The organism is Aeromonas sp. AE23HZ002T15, assembly GCF_054165525.2.
Genome location: NZ_CM201342.1, coordinates 3,037,832 through 3,056,950, shown reverse-complemented (window position 1 = coordinate 3,056,950; position 19,119 = coordinate 3,037,832). Strand labels below are relative to the sequence as shown.

The 19,119-nt window shown below is 62.0% G+C and carries 21 protein-coding genes; 2 read left to right on the top strand and 19 right to left on the bottom strand.

Features of this window, described 5'->3' with window-relative positions; translation table 11 throughout:
• Positions 1–2 precede the first annotated feature (2 nt).
• From mraY to ACT5M9_RS14260, 8 genes are all read right to left on the bottom strand, one after another.
• Positions 3–1,085 carry a phospho-N-acetylmuramoyl-pentapeptide-transferase gene (gene mraY / locus ACT5M9_RS14295; RefSeq protein ID WP_349920805.1) on the bottom strand — a complete coding sequence of 361 codons (1,083 nt, stop codon included), beginning with the start codon at positions 1,083–1,085 and terminating at the stop codon, positions 3–5.
• Entirely contained in the window at positions 1,079–2,434 is a 1,356-nt protein-coding gene (locus tag ACT5M9_RS14290; protein WP_457982122.1) for a UDP-N-acetylmuramoyl-tripeptide--D-alanyl-D-alanine ligase, read from the bottom strand. Before ACT5M9_RS14290 ends, mraY begins: the two co-directional genes overlap by 7 nt.
• The gene (gene murE, locus ACT5M9_RS14285; protein WP_457982120.1) at positions 2,431–3,912 is read right to left on the bottom strand and encodes a UDP-N-acetylmuramoyl-L-alanyl-D-glutamate--2,6-diaminopimelate ligase; all 1,482 of its coding nucleotides are present in this window, start codon (positions 3,910–3,912) and stop codon (positions 2,431–2,433) included. Before murE ends, ACT5M9_RS14290 begins: the two co-directional genes overlap by 4 nt.
• Positions 3,896–5,659 carry a penicillin-binding transpeptidase domain-containing protein gene (locus tag ACT5M9_RS14280; RefSeq protein WP_318164267.1) on the bottom strand — a complete coding sequence of 588 codons (1,764 nt, stop codon included), beginning with the start codon at positions 5,657–5,659 and terminating at the stop codon, positions 3,896–3,898. The genes murE and ACT5M9_RS14280 overlap by 17 nt, the downstream gene beginning before the upstream one ends.
• A complete protein-coding gene (ftsL, locus tag ACT5M9_RS14275; RefSeq protein ID WP_318164268.1) occupies positions 5,656–5,970 on the bottom strand; it encodes a cell division protein FtsL in 315 nt (104 codons plus the stop codon). The genes ACT5M9_RS14280 and ftsL overlap by 4 nt, the downstream gene beginning before the upstream one ends.
• 3 nt (positions 5,971–5,973) lie before the next feature.
• Entirely contained in the window at positions 5,974–6,912 is a 939-nt protein-coding gene (gene rsmH, locus ACT5M9_RS14270) for a 16S rRNA (cytosine(1402)-N(4))-methyltransferase RsmH (RefSeq protein WP_318164269.1), read from the bottom strand.
• The gene (mraZ, locus tag ACT5M9_RS14265; protein WP_349920799.1) at positions 6,913–7,371 is read right to left on the bottom strand and encodes a division/cell wall cluster transcriptional repressor MraZ; all 459 of its coding nucleotides are present in this window, start codon (positions 7,369–7,371) and stop codon (positions 6,913–6,915) included.
• 239 nt (positions 7,372–7,610) lie between these two features.
• Entirely contained in the window at positions 7,611–7,805 is a 195-nt protein-coding gene (locus tag ACT5M9_RS14260; RefSeq protein ID WP_438549395.1) for a hypothetical protein, read from the bottom strand.
• A gap of 168 nt (positions 7,806–7,973) precedes the next feature.
• Between ACT5M9_RS14260 and ACT5M9_RS14255 the strand changes: the two genes are divergently transcribed.
• Positions 7,974–9,017: a lytic transglycosylase domain-containing protein gene (locus tag ACT5M9_RS14255; protein ID WP_527249219.1), complete on the top strand. Its 1,044-nt coding sequence runs from the start codon at positions 7,974–7,976 to the stop codon at positions 9,015–9,017.
• Here the strand turns inward: ACT5M9_RS14255 and ACT5M9_RS14250 are convergent.
• The 11 genes from ACT5M9_RS14250 to lafA (ACT5M9_RS14200) form a co-directional block, all read right to left on the bottom strand.
• Complete coding sequence (locus tag ACT5M9_RS14250; RefSeq protein ID WP_438549396.1) at positions 8,953–9,411, bottom strand: hypothetical protein; 459 nt, start codon at positions 9,409–9,411, stop codon at positions 8,953–8,955. The genes ACT5M9_RS14255 and ACT5M9_RS14250 overlap by 65 nt on opposite strands.
• Entirely contained in the window at positions 9,398–10,345 is a 948-nt protein-coding gene (lafU, locus tag ACT5M9_RS14245) for a lateral flagellar motor protein LafU (protein WP_438549397.1), read from the bottom strand. Before lafU ends, ACT5M9_RS14250 begins: the two co-directional genes overlap by 14 nt.
• A complete protein-coding gene (gene lafT / locus ACT5M9_RS14240) occupies positions 10,345–11,202 on the bottom strand; it encodes a lateral flagellar motor stator protein LafT (RefSeq protein ID WP_438549398.1) in 858 nt (285 codons plus the stop codon). Before lafT ends, lafU begins: the two co-directional genes overlap by 1 nt.
• Before the next feature lie 50 nt (positions 11,203–11,252).
• A complete protein-coding gene (gene lafS / locus ACT5M9_RS14235; protein WP_457982117.1) occupies positions 11,253–11,963 on the bottom strand; it encodes a lateral flagellar system RNA polymerase sigma factor LafS in 711 nt (236 codons plus the stop codon).
• 3 nt (positions 11,964–11,966) lie between these two features.
• Positions 11,967–12,425 (bottom strand): lateral flagellar basal body-associated protein LafF, encoded by a 459-nt coding sequence (gene lafF, locus ACT5M9_RS14230; RefSeq protein ID WP_457982115.1) that lies wholly within the window; start codon positions 12,423–12,425, stop codon positions 11,967–11,969.
• Positions 12,426–12,465: 40 nt separating this feature from the next.
• Entirely contained in the window at positions 12,466–13,539 is a 1,074-nt protein-coding gene (locus ACT5M9_RS14225) for a flagellar hook-length control protein FliK (protein ID WP_457982113.1), read from the bottom strand.
• Positions 13,536–13,874 (bottom strand): LafX, encoded by a 339-nt coding sequence (locus ACT5M9_RS14220; protein WP_457982112.1) that lies wholly within the window; start codon positions 13,872–13,874, stop codon positions 13,536–13,538. Before ACT5M9_RS14220 ends, ACT5M9_RS14225 begins: the two co-directional genes overlap by 4 nt.
• 120 nt (positions 13,875–13,994) lie before the next feature.
• Complete coding sequence (lafC, locus tag ACT5M9_RS14215; protein WP_438549403.1) at positions 13,995–14,387, bottom strand: lateral flagellar export chaperone LafC; 393 nt, start codon at positions 14,385–14,387, stop codon at positions 13,995–13,997.
• A gap of 39 nt (positions 14,388–14,426) precedes the next feature.
• On the bottom strand, positions 14,427–15,710 hold the full coding sequence (gene lafB / locus ACT5M9_RS14210; RefSeq protein ID WP_457982110.1) for a lateral flagellar capping protein LafB: 1,284 nt from the start codon (positions 15,708–15,710) through the stop codon (positions 14,427–14,429).
• Positions 15,711–15,824: 114 nt separating this feature from the next.
• Positions 15,825–16,688 carry a lateral flagellin LafA gene (gene lafA, locus ACT5M9_RS14205; RefSeq protein WP_438549404.1) on the bottom strand — a complete coding sequence of 288 codons (864 nt, stop codon included), beginning with the start codon at positions 16,686–16,688 and terminating at the stop codon, positions 15,825–15,827.
• Between the two features lie 170 nt (positions 16,689–16,858).
• Complete coding sequence (gene lafA / locus ACT5M9_RS14200; protein ID WP_457982108.1) at positions 16,859–17,722, bottom strand: lateral flagellin LafA; 864 nt, start codon at positions 17,720–17,722, stop codon at positions 16,859–16,861.
• Positions 17,723–17,929: 207 nt separating this feature from the next.
• On the opposite strand from lafA (ACT5M9_RS14200), the gene fliB reads away from it, so the two are divergent.
• Positions 17,930–19,093 (top strand): flagellin lysine-N-methylase, encoded by a 1,164-nt coding sequence (gene fliB, locus ACT5M9_RS14195; RefSeq protein WP_457982107.1) that lies wholly within the window; start codon positions 17,930–17,932, stop codon positions 19,091–19,093.
• The last annotated feature ends 26 nt before the right edge of the window (positions 19,094–19,119 follow it).

Here is a 19,119-nt window from a genome sequence, read left to right as displayed (position 1 = left end):
GCTTACCTCACCTTCAGGGTGGCGAGGCCGAGCAGCACCAGCATGAGGGTGATGATCCAGAAACGCACGATGACGCGCGGCTCCGGCCAGCCCTTCTTCTCATAGTGGTGATGAATGGGTGCCATGCGGAAGATGCGCACGCCGCGCAGCTTGTAGGAGCCCACTTGCAGGATCACCGAGACGGTCTCCATCACGAAGACGCCCCCCATGATCACCAGCAGGAACTCCTGGCGTACCAGCACGGCTATGGTGCCGAGCGCACCACCCAATGCCAAAGATCCCACGTCCCCCATGAAGACCTGGGCCGGGTAGGTGTTGAACCAGAGGAAGCCCAGACCCGCCCCGACGATGGCGGTACAGACGATCACCAGCTCCGAGGTGTAGGGCACATAGGGGATGTGCAGGTAGTTCGCGAAGTTGACGTTGCCGGTCGCCCAGGCGATGAGGGCGAAGCCCCCCGCCACCATCACGGTCGGCATGATGGCGAGACCGTCCAGGCCGTCGGTCAGGTTGACCGCGTTGGAGGTGCCGACGATGACGAAGTAGGTCAGTACGATGAACATCAGGCCGAGCTGGGGCATCACATCCTTGAGGAAGGGGACCACCAGCTGGGTCTGACCGTCGTGGGTCGCCGTGGCGTAGAGGAAGACGGCCACCGCCAGCGCCACCGCCGACTGCCAGAAGTACTTCCAGCGGGCGATCAGGCCGTCGGTATTCTTGCGCACCACCTTGAGGTAGTCATCGGCGAAGCCAATGGCGCCGTAGGCACCGAGCACGAACAGCACCAGCCAGACATAGGGGTTGTCGAGGCGACACCAGAGCAGCACCGAGGTGAAGATGGCGGCGATGATCATCAGGCCCCCCATGGTCGGGGTGCCCTTCTTGCTCAGGTGGGACTCGGGGCCATCGTTGCGGATCACCTGGCCGAATTTCATGATCTGCAGGCGGCGGATGAGGCGCGGCCCCATCCAGAGCGCCACCACCAGGCCGGTGATGATCGACAGGATGGCGCGAAACGTCAGGTAGGAGAAGACGTTGAAGAAGGTGAAGTGCGGGGTCAGCAGTTCCGCCAGCCAGACTAGCATGTGGCTGACTCCTGACGGTCTTTGACCATCTCGACGATATCTTCCATGCGGGAGCCACGGGCGCCCTTGACCAAGATTGAGATTTCCGGGTGTGTATTTATCATTTGCGCAAGCACTTCAAACAACGACGCCTTGTTATCGAAATGTCGACCAGCCGCGGCATCTGCGGTGTGGCGACTCTGTTCCCCTACGGTCAGCACGGCATCGAGGCCGCACTCGCTGGCGTGGCGTCCGACCCGGGCGTGCTGCGCGGCGGACTCCTCACCCAACTCCTTCATGTCACCGAACACCAGCACCTTGTAGCCTGCCATGGCGGTCAGGGCGTCGATGCCCGCCAGCACGGATTCCACGCTGGCGTTGTAGGTGTCGTCCACCAGGGTGAGACCACCCCAGCGCTGCACGCAGAAGCGGCCCTTGACCGGTGCCATCTGCTCCAGCCCCGCCTTGACCGAGGCCAGCGACGCGCCGAGTGCGAGACAGCCGGCGGTCGCCGCCAGGGCGTTCGCCACGTTGTGGCGACCGGGAATGGCCAGGGTCAGACTGACTTCCCCCTGCGGGGTCACCAGAGTGCACTGGGCACAGCCCTCTGCGTTGAAGCTGATGTCGCGGGCATGGAACGGCTGGCTCTGATCTTCGACGGAGAAGGCGCAATGGATACCCTTCACCTGCCACTTCGGCCAGAACTCGTTGTCGGCGTTGACGATGGCGCTACCGCCTTCACCCAGACCTTCGAAGATCTCGCTCTTGGCGTGGAACACCCCTTCCAGGGAGCCGAAGCCCTCCAGGTGGGCGGCCGCCACGTTGTTGATGATGGCAGCATCGGGCTTGGCCAGCGACGTCGTCCAGGCGATCTCGCCGGGGTGATTGGCCCCCAGCTCCATCACGGCGAACTGGTGCTGCGGCTCGAGGCGCAGCAGGGTGAGCGGGACGCCCACCTCGTTGTTGAAGTTGCCGGCGGTGGCCAGCACCTCCCCTTCATGGCGCAGGATGGCAGTCGCCATCTCCTTGACCGTGGTCTTGCCGCAGCTTCCGGTGATGGCCAGTACCTTGGGGTTGATGCGCTCGCGCACCAGCCTGCCCAGACGTCCCAACCCCTTGAGGCTGTCGGCCACGATCAGCTGGGGCACAGCCAACGGCAGTTCACGCTCCACCAGCAGGGCGGAGGCGCCGGCCGCGACCGCCTGATCGCAGAAGTCGTGGGCGTCGAAACGCTCGCCGCGCAAGGCGACAAACAGCGCACCTGCACCCAGGGTGCGGGTATCTGTGCTGACCGCGGTGATCTCGGCGTCATCGCCAACCAGACGGGCATCGAGCGCCTGCGCCAGCTCGGCAAGCCTGAGGGTCATCATCTGAATGACTCCAATAATGTGTGCAAAGCGGCGGCGACGGTTTCCCGGTCGCTGTAGTGCCGCTTGTCGGTTCCAATGATCTGATAATCCTCGTGGCCCTTACCGGCCACCAGGATGATGTCCTGTTTGCTCGCCTGAGACAGTGCCAGAGCGATCGCCTTGACCCTGTCGTGCTCGATCTGCACGGTGCCGGGATCGCGAAGACCCGCCACCATGTCCGCCATGATCTGGGCCGGTTCCTCGGTACGGGGATTGTCGTTGGTCAGGATCACGCGATCCGCATACTGCTCTGCCATGGCCGCCATCATGGGACGCTTGCCGCGATCCCGGTCGCCACCGCAGCCCACCAGGCACCAGAGCTCGCCTTCGCAGTGCACCCGCAGGGCCTGCAGCGCCTTCTCCAGCGCGTCCGGGGTATGGGCATAATCGACCACGGCCAGCGGCGCATCGCCACCGCCGAAGCACTCCATGCGACCGGTCACGGGTTGCAGCCTGGGGGCGCTCGCCAGCAGGGCGTCGAAGTCGTAGCCGAGCACCAGCATCACGCCCATGGCCGCCAGCACATTGCTGACGTTGAAGCGGCCGAGCAAGGGGGCGGATAATACACCATTCCCCCAGCTGGAGTTAATCTGCGTGTGAAAACCTTGTTGGTGAAATTGGGGATCCTGCGCCGTCAACTGTCGCCCGCTATGGTTGGCGATGGGACCATTCACCCCGAAGGCCACCGCAGCGGGGTAGCGGGACAACCAGCGCCTGCCCAGCTCATCATCCGCATTGATGACGGCGCAGGGCTCGTCTACCAGCTTGATCAGCCCTTCCTTGGCCGCGCCATAGGCTTCCATGGTGCCGTGATAGTCCAGATGATCCCGGCTCAGGTTGGTGAAGGCCGCCGCCGCAAAGTGCAGTGCCGCCACCCTGTGCTGTACCAGACCGTGGCTGGATACCTCCATCGCCACCAGGCTAGCCCCCTCTTGCCGTAAGGCATCCAGGGTGGCCTGCACCTCTACCGCGCTGCCCGTGGTGTTCGGCGCCTCCACCAGCTCGCCGAACAGGCCGTTGCCTATGGTGCCCATCACCCCGGCCTTGCCCCCCAGCAGGGTGCGCCAGTTTGCGACCAGCAGTGCCGTGGTGCTCTTGCCATTGGTACCCGTGATACCGACCAGTTGCAGCCTGTCGCTGGGTTGCCGGTAGAAATGGCCGGCCAGCTCGGAGAGCCTGGCGGGCAGATCAGGGACTCCGAAGCAGGGCACAGAGAGCGCAGGGGGGACGAATTCACCGTCCTCCTCAAACAGCACGGCGGCGGCTCCCCGAGCCACCGCCTGTTCCATAAAGCCTCTGCCATCCACCTGGTGGCCGCGCACGGCCACGAACAGAGAACCGGGCCCAACCCGCCGACTGTCCAGCTGGAGGTCGGTGAGGGGGAGCGCCGGGGCATGAATGCCGAAGGGGCGCAGCAGATCATCAAGTGCGCGGTGCAAGAGAGGCCTCCGTACGGGCAAGTTTGGCGGGTACCTCGGTGGGGACCGCGTCGGGACGAATATTGAAGAGTTGCAACACGCCACCCATGGCCTCGGCGAAGGGCGGAGTCGCCACGGCGCCGCCGTAATAGGCGTTGCCCTTGGGCTCGTTGATCACCACCACCATGACGAAGCGAGGGTTGCTGGCGGGGGCGAAGCCGGCGAACCAGGCCATGTAGTCCTTGCCATAGCCGCCGGCGACGGCGACCTTGGCGGTACCACTCTTGCCACCGACCCGGTAGCCGGGGATCTTGGCCTTGGGAATGGCATTGTCCACCACGTACTCCAGCGCCTGCAGCATGGCGGTGGCGTTGTTGTGATCGATGACCTGCTCACCCTTGGGCGGTGTGGTCACCTTGATGATGGAGAGGGGCACCCGCTTGCCCTTGTTGGCCAGGGTGGCATAGGCGGAGGCGAGTTGCAGCGGGGTGACCCGCAGACCATAGCCAAAGGAGAGGGTCGCCCGCTCGATATCGGACCAGCGCCGACGCTGGGGCAGCATGCCGCTGCTCTCCCCCATCAGACCGCTGCCGGTATCCATGCCGAAGCCGACCATGCTGAGGGTATTGATCATCTCCTGGGCCGGCATACGCAGGGCGATGCGCGACATGCCGATGTTGGAGGAGTAACGCAGTATGTCGTACAGGTTGGTCGCCTTGTGGATACTCACGTCACGGATCTGCTTGGCCCCGATAAACAGGGGGCCGCCCTGGATGGTGTCCTTCCAGCTGGTCACGCCCGCCTGGAGAGCACTCAGCAGGATCAGGGGCTTGACGGTGGAACCCGGCTCATAGGTATCGGTCACCACCCGGTTGCGCACCCGGAAGCTCTGGTATTGGCCCCGGTTGTTCGGGTTGTAGGAGGGGGTGTTGACCATGGCGAGCACCTCGCCGGTCTTCACGTCCAGCATCACCATGGAGCCTGAGGTCGCCTTGTTCTCGTCGGTGGCTCGCTTGAGGGCGCGGTAGGCCAGGGCCTGCACCCGCTGATCGATGCTGAGCTGCAGATCGTTGGCGTTCTTGCCCTCCTTGACCAGGCCGAGGCGCTCGATGACGCGGCCCTGGCGGTCCTTGCGCACCCGCATCTCCCCCGGGGTCGCGGTCAGCCACTCGTTGTAGCTGCGCTCTATCCCTTCGATCCCGCTGCCATCTATGTTGGTCACCCCCACCAGGTGGGAGCTGATCTCGCCGGTCGGATAGAAGCGGCGGGACTCGGGACGCAGGTAGATGCCGCCGAGCTTGAGGCCCTTGATGTATTCCGCCACTGCCGGCGTCACCTGCCGCTGCAGGTAGACAAACCGCTTGCTGGGGTTGGAGATGCGGTGCTTGAGGGTATTGATGTCGAGCTTGAGCACGGCGGAAAGCGCCAGCCAGGCGCGCTCGTTATGGATGGCGCCGGTCTCGTGTACCGTCTTGGGATCCGCCCAGACCGCCTCCACGGGTACGGAGACTGCCAGCTGCTCACCGTTGCGATCGGTGATCATGCCGCGCACCGCCTGGGTGGAGGTGGTACGCAGTGAACGCATGTCCCCTTCCTGGCGCAGGCGGTCGGGATCGATCACCTGGATCCAGGCCAGACGCAGGATCAGACCCGCAAAGGCGATGCCGATGAAAAATACCAGCGTGCGAAAGCGCCACGGGTAGAGTGACGGTGCTTTAGCCTTGGCTTTTTCTTTTGCCGGTGCCCTGGTGGCGGCCTTGCGTTTCATGGTTGAGTTATTACCTTCTCGGTGGTCACCAGGGGGCGAGCCATCTGCAATTTATCCATGGCAAGGCTCGCCACTCTGGAGTGCTCGGCCAGGGTGCCCTGCTCCAGCAGCAGGTGCCGCCACTCGATGTTGAGCCTGTCCTCTTCCGCCATCAGATCATTCTGCTTGGCGGTCAGGCCCCGGGTCATGTTGGTCACCAGGATCACCGCGAAAGCGGTGACCAGCACGGCGATGGCCAGCACCACCTGCAGCTTGTGACGCCAGAGATCCCCGATGATCTCCTTGGCCAGATGAACGCGCACCTCGCTCATGACTCAATCCGCCAGACGCTGGGCGACCCGCAGCACCGAGCTGCGTGCGCGCGTGTTTTCGGTGACTTCATGATCGGAGGGCTTGAGCGCCTTGCCGACCGACTTCAACTTGCGACCACCCGCCAGCTGAGCCTCGGTCAGCGGGATGCCGTGCGGCACCTCGGGTCCCTTCTCGTGCTTGCGGATGAAGTGCTTGACCAGCCTGTCTTCCAGGGAGTGGAAGCTGATGACGGAGAGGCGCCCCTCGGGGGCCAGCACCTGCAGGGCACCGTTCAACGCTGTCTCGATCTCGTCCAGCTCGCTGTTGATGTAGATGCGGATGGCCTGGAAGCTGCGGGTCGCGGCGTGTTTGCCCTTCTCCTTGCTCGGATTGACCCGGGCAATCATCTCTGCCAGCTGGCGGGTGCGCACATAGGGCTCGGTGACCCGGTCGTGGACGATGGCGCGGGCGATCTTCTTGGCGAAGCGCTCCTCACCGAAGGTCTTCAGCACCCAGGCGATGTCGTCCACATCGGCGCGAGCCAGCCACTCGGCCGCGCTCTGGCCGGAGGTGGGATCCATCCGCATGTCCAGCGGACCGTCCTTCATGAAGCTGAAGCCACGCTCGGCGTCGTCGAGCTGGGGGGAAGAGACACCGAGATCCAGCAGGAAGCCGTCGACCTTGCCGAGCAGCCCGCGCTCACTCAGATAGGAGGTGATGCCGGAGAAGGGGCCGTGCACGATCTCGAAGCGGGGATCCTGGATCTTGGCAGCCTCGGCAATGGCCTGGGGATCCCGGTCTATGGCGATCAGGCGGCCCTGTGGGCCGAGTTTTTCGAGAATGAGACGAGAGTGACCACCCCGGCCAAAGGTACCGTCGACATAGACGCCGTCCGGCTTGATGGCCAGCCCTTCGACGGCTTCGTGCAACAGCACTGTGATGTGTTCAGCGGCTTGGGTCATTTATAAAGAGAAATCCTGTAGTCGTGGTGAACTTGCCCAATCGTCCTCGGGCAGGCCCTGGATATCGTCATTGATCTGTTGCTGCCAGCGGGCTTCATCCCACAACTCAAACTTGTTGAGCTGGCCCACCAGCATGATTTTCTTGTCCAGCCCGGCGTGATTGCGCAGCGGCTGGCTCAGCAGCAAACGGCCATTGCCGTCCAGTTCGCACTCGATGGCGTTGCCAAGCAGCAGACGTTGCAGGCGGCGCTCCGCGGGGTTGGTGCTGGAAAGCGTCTTGAGCTTGCGCTCGATCTCTTCCCATTCATTCAGGGGATACAGCAGCAGACAGGGGTGAGCGATGTCGATGGTGCAGACCAGCTGGCCGTCGCACTCGTCGCGCAGCCAGTCTCGATATTTGGTCGGAATCGCCAGTCGCCCTTTGCTGTCCAGGCTGATGGCGTGAGCGCCACGCAACAAATTGCAGTCCCCGAAGGTGAGTTTAAGGAGGCAAATCGCCCGATAAAACCACTTTGATCCACTTTTCTCCACCATGAAGTTTAAGGACGAGCAGAGGGCTTTTCAAGCAAGGATCTCGGGCATGGGGAACATATTGACGCAGCAGTGAGGCACTGCCGATTAAATGAATTGATTTTTCAAGAGTTATTCATGACTGGATTTAATTCATCCCCGCAAGGAGCAGCGCCAAATAACCGCCATCAGGGGGAAATAATGAAGCGAAACAGCACGACGGCACAGAGTATGATGCTCACCCCCACCACGGGATAGATGATATAGCCATCCCCCGCCCGCCGGGCGCGCAGTACCACCAGCTGACAGAGCAGCAGGTTATAGAGGATGATCAGAAAAGTCAGCAGAAGATTGGAGCCGAATGTCAGCTCATCTGCATACATGACATAGAGCCACATCAAACCGAAATTAATAAGGATCAGATAAAGCAGAAACTTCTGAATCGCCCTACCCGTCTTTGGGGTCTTTTTTACTCGTGTTACCATGCTTATCACGTCCTGGATACCACATGAACAGTCGACAGAAATTGTCAAAAACTGTTGAGATTCATCATGTTTTTATCATCACCCCGCCAGACTGTCTCTCTCCTGATTAAATTATCGTTTCGTCTGCTCGCCCCCTTGTCGCTGCTCATCAGCACTCATTGTTACTCCTATGATAATTATCATTGGCGCGCCGGCTTTCCTACCCCCATAGGAGGATCGGGGGCAGAGCTGGTCAGCCAGCAGACTCAGTATCTGTTGCAGCAACGCGGCCATCTGCAGCGCAGGATCGCCCAGTCCCAGCCCATGATCCGCTGGGTGGAGCAGCAGGTCAGCGCGCGCAAGCTCCCCTCCATGCTGGCCTTTCTCCCCCTGATCGAGAGCAGCTATCGGCTGGATGTGATCTCCTCGGCGGGAGCCGCCGGCCCCTGGCAGCTGATGCCGGATACCGCTGCCCGCTTCACCGTCCCCATGACACCTGGCTATGACGGCCGCTACTCCCTGCCCCTGTCCACCGAGGCCGCACTCTCTTATCTCGGCTGGCTGTATCAGTTCTTCGGTCAGGACTGGTTGCTGGCACTGGCGGCCTATAACGCAGGGGAAGGGCGGGTGCTGAAGGCCGTCATCAACGCGGGAACACGCAATCTGTGGGAACTGTCGCTGCCGACCGAGACACGCCTCTATGTGGCGCGCTTCATCGCCCTGTCACAGTTGCTGGACAGGGCGGCACATTATCAGTTCGCCCTGCCATCCTGGCAGGAGGGGAGTGACATCCAGGTATGGCGGCAGCCGGGCAACTGCTCGCTGCTCGGCTGGGCACTGGCCAAGGGGATCGCCATGAACGAGGCCAGCCGCTGGAACCCCGCCTGGCAACTGCCGGACGGTCAGGGGGTGACCAACTGCCCCATCGTCTATGGCCGCAGTCAGGCGCCCGGCGGCACCCGGCCGAGTGACAAGCCACTGCTGATGAGGGCGGTATCCCTCGAGAGTCTGCACGACCCCCTGCTGCTGCAACCGGCGAGGGGGCTGGACATGGGGCGCGGCGGCCTCAGCCTTGCGCCGCTGCCGGATCCGCTGGGATTGAAGCAGGCCCGCCCTCTGCTGGCGCCATGAAGCAGTGGCGCCAGTGGCTGAGCACGGGCGCGAGATCCACGGATGCTGGATTGGCCCAGCGTGCACCATAGAAGCTGAGGTACTGGCCGATGGGGCGCCTGTGGGTGATCTGGCACTCCAGCACTATCTTGGGTGACAGGGAGAGGCTGACCACATCGGGCAGAGTGAAACGGGAGGGAGTCAGGAAGCCGACCCCGCCCGGGCCTATGTCCTTGATCACCGCCCGGCCGATACTCTTGTCGAACAGCAGCCCGGAGACCATGAGGCGGGCGGCGATGCCGCAGCTCTGGGACTCCAGGGGGGTGGAGCCGTCGTGCAGATACCAGCGGGGGACCTTGCGTCTAGGATCGTTGAACTCGGTCCATTCCGGTAGTTCGGTATCAGGGGTTCCCATGGGCAGTGGCATCCTTGGCTTGCTGAGTGGCGGCTTGGGTTTGGGTACTGAATAGCTGTTCCAGATTCTTCTCCGCCTGGGTCGTCATCACCAGCAGCTCGATGCGGCGGTTCTGACTGCCCCTGGGATCGGCGGTATTCTCCAGCATGGTGTCCGACATGGCGACCACCTGGCCGACCCGCTCCGGCGGCATACCGCCGGCGAGCAGCACCCGCCTTGCCATCATGGCCCGATCGGAGGAGAGCTCCCAGTTGCTGTAGTTGTCCCCGGCGAAGGGGGTGCTGTCGGTGTGTCCGGAGATCATCACCCGGTTCTCCACCCGCTGGAAGACGGGGGCCAGCGCCATCAGCAGATGGCGGAAGAAGGGGCTGATGCGGGCACTGCCGCGGCTGTACATCTCCCGCTCGTCATCGTCGCGAATGAGGATCCGCAGACCCTGGGGCACCAGTTGTAGTTCCAGATTGTTCTTCGCCTGCATCTGATCCGCCATGGAGCCGATGAAGCCTGCCAGCTGCTTCATCTGCGCCTCCCCCTCGATCTTCCCGACCAGCAGGCTCTCGTAGCCGCCCTCGGCACCATCATTGAAGATGCTGCGATTGCGCTCCATGTGCCTCGGCATGCGCTGTCCCTCCTCCACGAACTGGGGGCTCAGCTCCTCCAGCACGGACGGATTGCCCCCCAGATCCACCGGATAGGGGCTGTTTCTGATGTCGAATGGATTCGCTTCGCTGTCCATGATGCTGTAGTCCCGCAGGCGGCTGGCCACCACCTCACGCTCCTCCTGGCTGGAGACCGCCAGGATCCAGAGCACCATGAAGAAGGCCATCATCGCCAGGGTGAAATCGGCGAAGGCGACCTTCCATGCGCCGCCACTCTTGGGCCCGCTGCTGCGCCTTTGCTGGCGCTTGATGATGATCTGCTCGTGGTTGCGCATCACATGGCCCTGTTCGTCACCCAGTCTTCCAGTTCGAGGAAGCTGGGTTTCACGTCAGGCTCCAGCATCTTGCGGCCCGCATCGACGGAGAGCAGCGGGGTCTTGCCGCGCAGCTGGGCGATGAGGATCGACTTGATGCACATCAGCATGCCGATGCGACGCTTGACCATCTCCTCCATGGCGTTGCTGATGGGCTCCAGCAGGCAGTAGCAGAGGAAGATGCCGATGAAGGTGCCCACCAGGGCGGCGGCCACATGGACCCCTATGTTGCTCAGGGGACCATCGAGCTGCTGCATGGTAATGATGATCCCCATGACGGCGGCCAGGATGCCAAAGCCGGGGCAGGCTTCCCCCGTCTTGTGCAGGGCATGGGAGGGTTTGAGCATGTCCTCCTCGATGGCCATGATCTCCTGCTCCAGGATGGTATCCAGCTCGTGGGGGGTGATCTTGCCCATGCCGAGCAGGCGCAGGTTGTCGATGATGAAACCGAGCAGCTGCGGATCCTCGGAGACCTGGGGATACATCAGGAAGACGGAGCTCTGCTGCGGATTCTCCACATGCTCGTCCAGCGCCTTCATGCCCTTGCTGCGAGTCTCTTCCAGCAGTTGATGCATCAGGGTCAGCAGCTCGCGGTAGATCTCCTTCTCATCCTTGTTGGACTTGAAGCAGAGCTTCACCTGGCGCCACATCTCGTGCATCACCTCTTTGGAGTTGCCGAGGAACATGGAGCCGGCGGCGGCACCTATGATGATGATGAGTTCGGCTGGCTGCCACAGGGCGATGGGGCGGCCACCGGCCATCATGAAGCCCCCCAGCACACAAATGAAAATGACACCAAGACCAATCTGTTTTTGCATGGATGCTCCCGCAGAATTCAACAAGCCTCACCGCGGGGGAGAGGCGCTATTTATATGGAATCGACCAAACGCTGCTTGAGCTGAAGGACGCACTGCTTGTGCAACTGACACACCCGCGACTCGGTCAGGCCGAGCACCAGGGCGATCTCCTTCATGTTCAGCTCCTGCTGGTAGTAGAGGGAGAGCAGCAGCTGCTCCCGCTTGTCCAGGGAGCGAAGCACCTTGCTGAGGGTCATGGCCATGTCCACGTCATCGGATTCCATGGTCGGGGCCTTGCCGCCGTTCTCCAGCCACTCCTCCAGACTCTGCAGGGCCTCGGCCTGACTGGCGTAAGCGAGCTGGCGCACCTCCTCGACGGAGCACGCCAGCGCATCGGCCAGCTCCTGCTCGGTCGGGTTGCGGCCGAGGCGGTTGAACAGCTCACGCTGCACCTGATTGTGGCCATGGACCTGCTGACGCAGCTGGCGGGGGCGCCAGTCGAGGCGGCGCAGCTCGTCCAGCATGGCACCGCGGATCCGCTTGAAGGCATAGCTCTCGAACTGGGCATCGGGCTCGCTGCCGTAGCGGCGCCAGGCCTCCAGCAGACCCATCATGCCGACCTGCTCCATGTCTTCCTGATCGAAGCTGGCCGAGACCTGGCTGCGCAGGTGGCTGGCGGCCCGCTTCACCAGTGACAGGTAACGGGTCAAGATCGCCTGCTCGCCGGTACGGGGGGGCGAGACAGTGAGATCGTCATGGGTATCCCAGCCGGCGTCCATCATGCCCTATTGCACCAGCACCTTGGTGACCAGCACCTCATCCAGATAGGGCTTGTAGCCATACCCCTGCAGCGTGGCGACCAGCTTGCTGAGCAGGGAGGACTGCAGGGCCGAGATGTTCTGCAGCTCCTGCTTCACCGCATCGTGGGAGCGGTGGCTGAAGTACTGCACCATGGCATTGCGGATCAGGGGGGTCAGCTCATTGAGGGTCTCGAGCTGGGCGGGGTTATGGGTGACCAGCGCCAGCTCCAGCACCAGATAGTGGGGCTCGCTGTCCCCCTCGAGGCTGATGACGAAACGCTCCATCGGCTTGAACAGCGGGGTCTTGCTCAGCTCGGGCTTGGCCTCCGCCAGCCCCAGCCAGACGGCAAGGGTATCCCGCTTGAGATAAGCGCCGTAGGCCAGCGCCACCAGCAGGCACAGGGCCATTATCACCATCATCAACCACTTCATGACTCGCCGCATATTATGAAATCACTCTCGCTATCGCTGGATAATGGAAAAATCAAACCAAGGTATTGAGCCAGTCCCGGGCAAGCTCGTCCGCCGAGCCGGGCTCTTCCTGCCACTGTCGCCGCCCAGCCAGGATCCCGTCCTGTTGCTGCCAGCGCTCTCCCCGCTCCTGCTCACCCCCCTGGCCCACATTCACCTCGACCCCGCCGGCATGATGGGGGGCCAGGCTCATGCGCAACCGCTCCATCGACTGGATCAGGGCCTCGCGCACCGCCGGGTTGGTCACGTTGAGCTGCACGTTGAGGCGATCGCCGTCCATCCTGACGGTCAGCTCCAGGCGGCCCAGCTCAGGGGGGTCGAGGCGGATGTGAGCCTGCTTGATGCTCTGGTTCACCTGCAGTTCGACCTTGTCTTTGAGCACCTCGACCAGTTGCTGGCCCCACTGGACCGGGTTGTCCGCCAGACGGGCCGGCGCCCACTGGTATTCCGCCGCTCGGGTCAAGGAGGTGGGCACCGACTGCCCGGCCATGGCCTTGAGGTCGGTGATCAGCCCATCCCGCTCGGATCTCCCCTCCGCCCCCGGCAGGGGCGGCAAACCTGCAACCAGCTTGTCGGTGAGTGGCGGCTTGCCGTCCTGGCCCATCGACTGGCTCAGCATCCTGGCGGCCTCTCCCGTGAGCTGGGGGACTCTCTCCTTGCTCATTTCGGTAGGCAGTACCACTGGTGTCCGTTCGGCTTCCTGCCGCTCGAAGCGTGACAGGGCGCGCAGCGCCGCCGAGACGGACGGGGAGCCGTCTCCGACCTCATGAATGGTGACGCTTTGGGGCGCGGGATCCGCCGATTGACGGGCGGCCAGCAGCCGCGACGCCTCTTCATGGCGGATAAACACAGGGGGCATATGGGTAAAGGCGTGCAGTTGCTCCACCACCTCGGGCAGGGGCTGATCTGTCGTCTCGCCGTCAGGCTCTCTGACGGCCATCTCCTCTACGACGGGGGGGGGGCTCGCCTCCAGCGGGAGATCCAGTGGCTGATAAGCCTCCCCCTGCCCGTCGGGCTGACGGGAGAGACGGGTAAAGCCGCTCGATGACGAAGTTGCGACCGGCTCGGCCGCGATCAAGGGGATCATGCCCATGTTTGCGCCTCGTCATAGGCTTGCAGCCCTTCCCGCTTGTCGGACAGGGACTGCCACTCCTGCTTGCGCAGCCTGGTCTCCTGCTCGCAGAGCGAGAAGGCCTCCTGGTGCCAGCCGCGAACCTGATCGCGGGCCGGTGCCAGCGCCTGCCAGAGGGCGGGGTGTTGACGCAGATGACCGATGAACTGGGCGAGGCGCTGATCCGCCAGGCGCACCGCATCCCACTGCCCGGCACGGGCCTGCTGTAGTATCAGACGCCCCAGCCCCAGTAACTGGCGCTGGCGCGTCTCTTGTTCCGTGCTGGGATGCACAGACCCGGTCATGGACATGATGATGGCCCCGATATAAGACGACCCTGCCAACTAGCAAGGAGCAGGCCAGATGTGTAGCTGTTGTATTTCAACAAGTTAACGGCAGTTTATACACTATGGGGAAAGACGGCTTCCGCCTCAGCGAGGATGGCGTGCCATCGCTTCCCAACCCTCTTTCAGTTCCAGCAGGATGCGGCGCACCTCGGCGAAGCCGGCGACATCGTTGGCCACGCTGATCTCGAACAACCGCTGCCCGCAGTAGTCGTAGAGACGGTGCAGGTTGCTGGCCAGCTCGCCGCCCTTGTCCATGTCGAGGGCGCTGTCGAGCCCTCCCAGGATCTGCAGGCACTTGTTGATGGACTGCCCCTTGCGCTCGTACTGTTTGGCCAGGATGTGGCCCTCGGCCCGTGCCATTTCATCGAGCAATCCATCCATCAGCATCAGCACCAGCTGGTGCGGATCGGCACTCGCCGCCTTGGCCTGGGTGGCGGCGAACTGATAGGCATCGTAGCCATCTTGGGGTTCAAACATGAAAGACTCACTCATTCAGGAGAATAGGTGTTCACCGACTCACAATGCGCCCATGGTTTGCATCATCTGGTTCATGGTGGTGAACTGATTGAGGTAGCGCTTATACGCGGATTCCATACGGCGATCCAGTGCCTCCATCCGCTCGTTCACCCGCTTCTCGCTCGCCTCCAGACCCGTCTTGCGTCCCTTCAGGGCGCCATCTCGCTTGGTATAGGGATCGAGTGAATCGCTCATCCGCTTGAGCAGGCCGTCATCCCCCATCAGCGCCTTGCCGAGCAGCTCGGGATCCTTCTCCAGCGCCTTGTTGAAGTCGGTCTCGTTGAAGGAGAGCTTGCCCGCCTTGTCGGTCTTGATGCCGAGGCTGCCCAGGGTCAGATCATTGGGCAGCTCGCGCACGCTGCGGGACAGGGCACTCTTGAGGCTGCGTACCCCGCTGTCGGAGGAGAGGGCCCCCGGCGCCTTGGGATCGCTGGAGGTCATCTTGGCCAGCTCATCGATCAGCTCGTTATAGCTGTCGACAAACTTCTTGAGGGAACCGGTCACCGCCTCCTTGTCCTGATCTATGGTCACCATCAGGGGGGCATCCCCCGCCTTCTGGGCCTTGGTCAGCTGGAAAGTCAGGCCGTCGACCACATTCTCTATCTTGTTGCTGGAGGAGGTGATGGTCAGGGGGTTGTCCCCCCCCATGCGCAGCTTGGCATCCTGTGCCTGAGTGATGTCCGTCTTGCTGGCGACGGCCGTCCCCAGCCCATTGCTGGCATCGCCGCTGTAGCCCAGGGTGATGGCGTTCTCCACACCACTCTCCTTGCTGGTCAGCACCATGCTCACCTTGCCATCGGTGCGCACCAGGGTCGCTTTTACCCCAGGGTTGTCCTTGGCATTGTTGATGTGGGAGACCAGGTCCTTGGCGGTGGCGCCGGCCGGCAGGGTCGCCAGATCGATGTCGATGGTCTTGCCCTTCACCGTCAGGGAGAAGACGCCATCGGTCGGCAGCGGGGTGGTATCGCTGTCGAGCTCCAGACCCACCTGATGGGACTGAGCGAGCTGCTCCACGAAGAAGTTGTACTGACCCGAGCTGGCCTTGCCGTTGCTGGTGACCGTCATGACCCCGTCCTGGGACATGGTGGCCTTCTGGGCCTGCAGGTTGGTCGCCTTGTTCAAATCCTTCAGCATGGTCTGGAAGGTCGACAACTTGGTGGTGAGCGTGCTGATGGCGCTCTGCTGCCCCTTGACGCTGTCCAGCTGCTTCTTCAGCAGCTTGTCCATGTTCTGGCGCTCTATGGCTACCAGTTGCATCGCCATGCTGGCCGGATCTACTTGCATCATCACATCCTTATCAACTTATCGGTGGCATGCCCGTTGGAAAAAACCGGGTCGGTGCTTTCCAACGCACAAGCAATAACAAGGCCACCCCTCTCGAGGTGGCCAGGCAACTCATTAACGCAGCAGGGAAGTCACCATGCCGGTCATCTGGTTGGAGTTGGACAGCACGGACATGCCAGCCTGCATCAGCATCTGGTTCTTGGTCATGTTGGTGCTCTCCTGGGCGAAGTCGGCATCCATGATGCGGCCGTTCGCCAGATCGGTGTTCTCTTTCATGTTGGAGAGGTTGTTGACGGTGTGTTCCAGACGGTTGATGTTGGCACCGAAGGCGGAACGCGCCTCGCCGATCCCCTTGGAGAAGGTGTCCAGCTCGGCCATGGCTGCGGTGGCCTTGGTCTGGTCATCGATACCGGCGGCGACGGCAGTACCCTTGGTACCCTTGTCATCGGCGATCACCCCCTTGAGGGCGGTGGCCAGGGCGCCATCGTCTTTCAGCTCCAGCTTCTCGGCGGCGGTGCCACCGATCTGGAAGGTCACGGCCTTCTGGAAACCTTGATCCTTGGCCAGCAGAGTCTGACCACCGAAGGTGGTGTTGGTGGTGATGTTGTCCAGCTCGGCGCGCAACTCGCTGAACTCGGCGTTCATCGCCTTGCGATCGTCGGCGGTGCTGGTGCCGTTCGCAGACTGGGTAGCCAGATCCTTCATGCGCTGAACGATGTTGCTCATCTCGTCCATGGCGCCTTCGCCGGTCTGCATCATGGAGATGGCGTCCTGGGCGTTGCGCATGCCCACTTTCTGGCCGCTGGACTGGGATTGCAGGCGGGTGGCCATCTGCAGGCCGGCGGCGTCATCGGCGGCGGAGTTGATGCGCAGACCGGTGCCCAGACGTTGCATGGCGGTGCCCAGCATCTTGTTGGTGGTGTTCAGCTGGCTCTGAGTGGTCAGGGAAGCGAAATTGGTGTGAATGGACAAACCCATGATTTACTCCTCAAAAAAGCTGCGATGCAGCGGGTAACCCTATGGGAGTGAGAAGCGACAGGTATCGGCCAAGACTTGAATGGAGATCGGAAAAATATGCGGAAAAGCGGAAAGAGAGGAGAAGAACGGGAGGAAGAGGGCACTCATCCCGGGGATGAGTGCCACAGGGATTAACGCAGCAGGGAAGTTACCATGCCGGTCATCTGGTTGGAGTTGGACAGCACGGACATGCCAGCCTGCATCAGCATCTGGTTCTTGGTCATGTTGGTGCTCTCCTGGGCGAAGTCGGCATCCATGATGCGGCCGTTCGCCAGATCGGTGTTCTCTTTCATGTTGGAGAGGTTGTTGACGGTGTGCTCCAGACGGTTGATGTTGGCACCGAAGGCGGAACGGGACTCACCGATCTTCTGGGAGAAGGTGTCCAGCTCGGCCATGGAGGCGGTAGCCTTGGCCTGATCACTGATACCAGCCTTGACGGCTGCACCATCGGTACCCTTGCCGGTACCCACGACTTCTGCCAGCGCCTTGGCCAGGGTGCCGGTCTTTTTCAGTTCCAGCTTCTCGGCACCAGTGCCGCCGATCTGGAAGGTCACATCTTCCTGGAAACCCTTGCCGGTCTTCAGCAACTCTTGGCCACCGAAGGTGGTGTTGTTGGTGATGTTGTCCAGCTCGGCACGCAGTTCGGTGAACTCGGCGTCCATGGCCTTGCGGTCTTCGGCGGTGCTGGTGCCGTTCGCAGACTGGGTAGCCAGATCCTTCATGCGCTGAACGATGTTGCTCATCTCGTCCATGGCGCCTTCACCGGTCTGCATCATGGAGATGGCATCCTGGGAGTTGCGCATGCCCACTTTCTGGCCGCTGGACTGGGATTGCAGACGGGTGGCCATCTGCAGGCCGGCGGCGTCATCGGCGGCGGAGTTGATGCGCAGACCGGTACCCAGACGCTGCATGGCGGTGCCCAGCATCTTGTTGGTGGTATTGAGCTGGCTCTGGGTGGTCAGAGAAGCGAAGTTGGTGTGGATGGACAAGCCCATGATGTATTCCTCGATATGACGCTGCACTGCAGCCTGTTAGGTTGACATCAGATATAGGCGACCCCTTTCCTGCAGAAATGTAGGCGGCTTGACGCATATTTTTTTGCGCTTCCTGCGCCCGTCACAATCCATGAAACTGCCACAGAGTCAGGGCATTCGGCATGGTTATTGCTTTTATCGCGGCACCTCCCCTCACCGGACAGCGACATGGCAGCCTCTCTCTATACCCCTCACTTCGTTAAACATTTCCAGTGCATAGGCGATCGCTGCGAGGACAACTGCTGTCATAGCTGGACCATCAGCATCGACAAGCTGACCTTCCGGAACTATGAGAAGCACCCGGACCCCACAGTCCAGTCCCTCAGCAAATTGCATATCCGCAAGGTCAAACAGAGCAATGAGCATTGGGGAGAGATCCAGCTCGATGAGCAGGGGGCCTGCCCCTTCCTCGATGAGAACCGTCTGTGCCAGATCCACAGCAAGGCCGGGGCCGAGGCACTGAGCCATACCTGCAAGACCTACCCCAGATCCCATTCACGCATCGGCAACCAGGTCAGGAAATCCCTGATGCTCTCCTGCCCCGAGGTCAGCCGGCAGTTGCTGCTCGATCCCATGGCGATGCAGATCGAGGTCACCGAGCTGGATCAACGCCTGCCGTTCGTCTCCCCCCCCTCGACCGCCATGGCGACCCTGCACAGCCTGAGCATCCATGTGCTGGCCGCCACTGAGGTACCCGTCGAAATACGGCTGTGGCTCATCGGCATGCTGGTCCACCGGGATCCTTCACAGCTGTCACACGAAGCCTTCCTGGATCAGGTGGCCGTTCTGGCCGAGCGGGGAGAGCTCCTCACCATGTTCGACCAGCTGCCGGTCTTGCCGCGGTTGCAGTGGTGGGGGCTGCGTACCATCACCCATCAGCTGCTGGCCTACTCGCAGGGAAGGCGTGGGCGGCAGACCATGCAAGGTTGTCTCGACAAGATCAACCGGCTGCTGGAGGGGGTCTATGATGAGGCGAAACTCGCACGGTTGCAGCAGGCCTGGTACGACAAGGTCTCGCCCTTCCTGGCGGCCCGTCCCCAGATCATGGACAACTACCTGCTCTACTACGTCTACCACCACAACTTCCCGCAGCAGCAGAACACCCCGGCCCAGGCCTATCAGTTGCTGGTCATCGACTACTTCCTGCTGCGCAGCTATCTGTGTCTGATGACCATGGAGAAGGAGCTGGAAGAGCAGGATGTCATCAACCTGTTCTACAGCTATCACACCATACGCCAGCACAATGCGGGCTTTATCAAGACCATAGAACAGGGATTGAGCGAGTCTGGTTTTGCATCGGATCTGAGCCTCTACGCCCTGCTCAAGCCATGAAACAAAAACCGCCAGCAAGTGCTGGC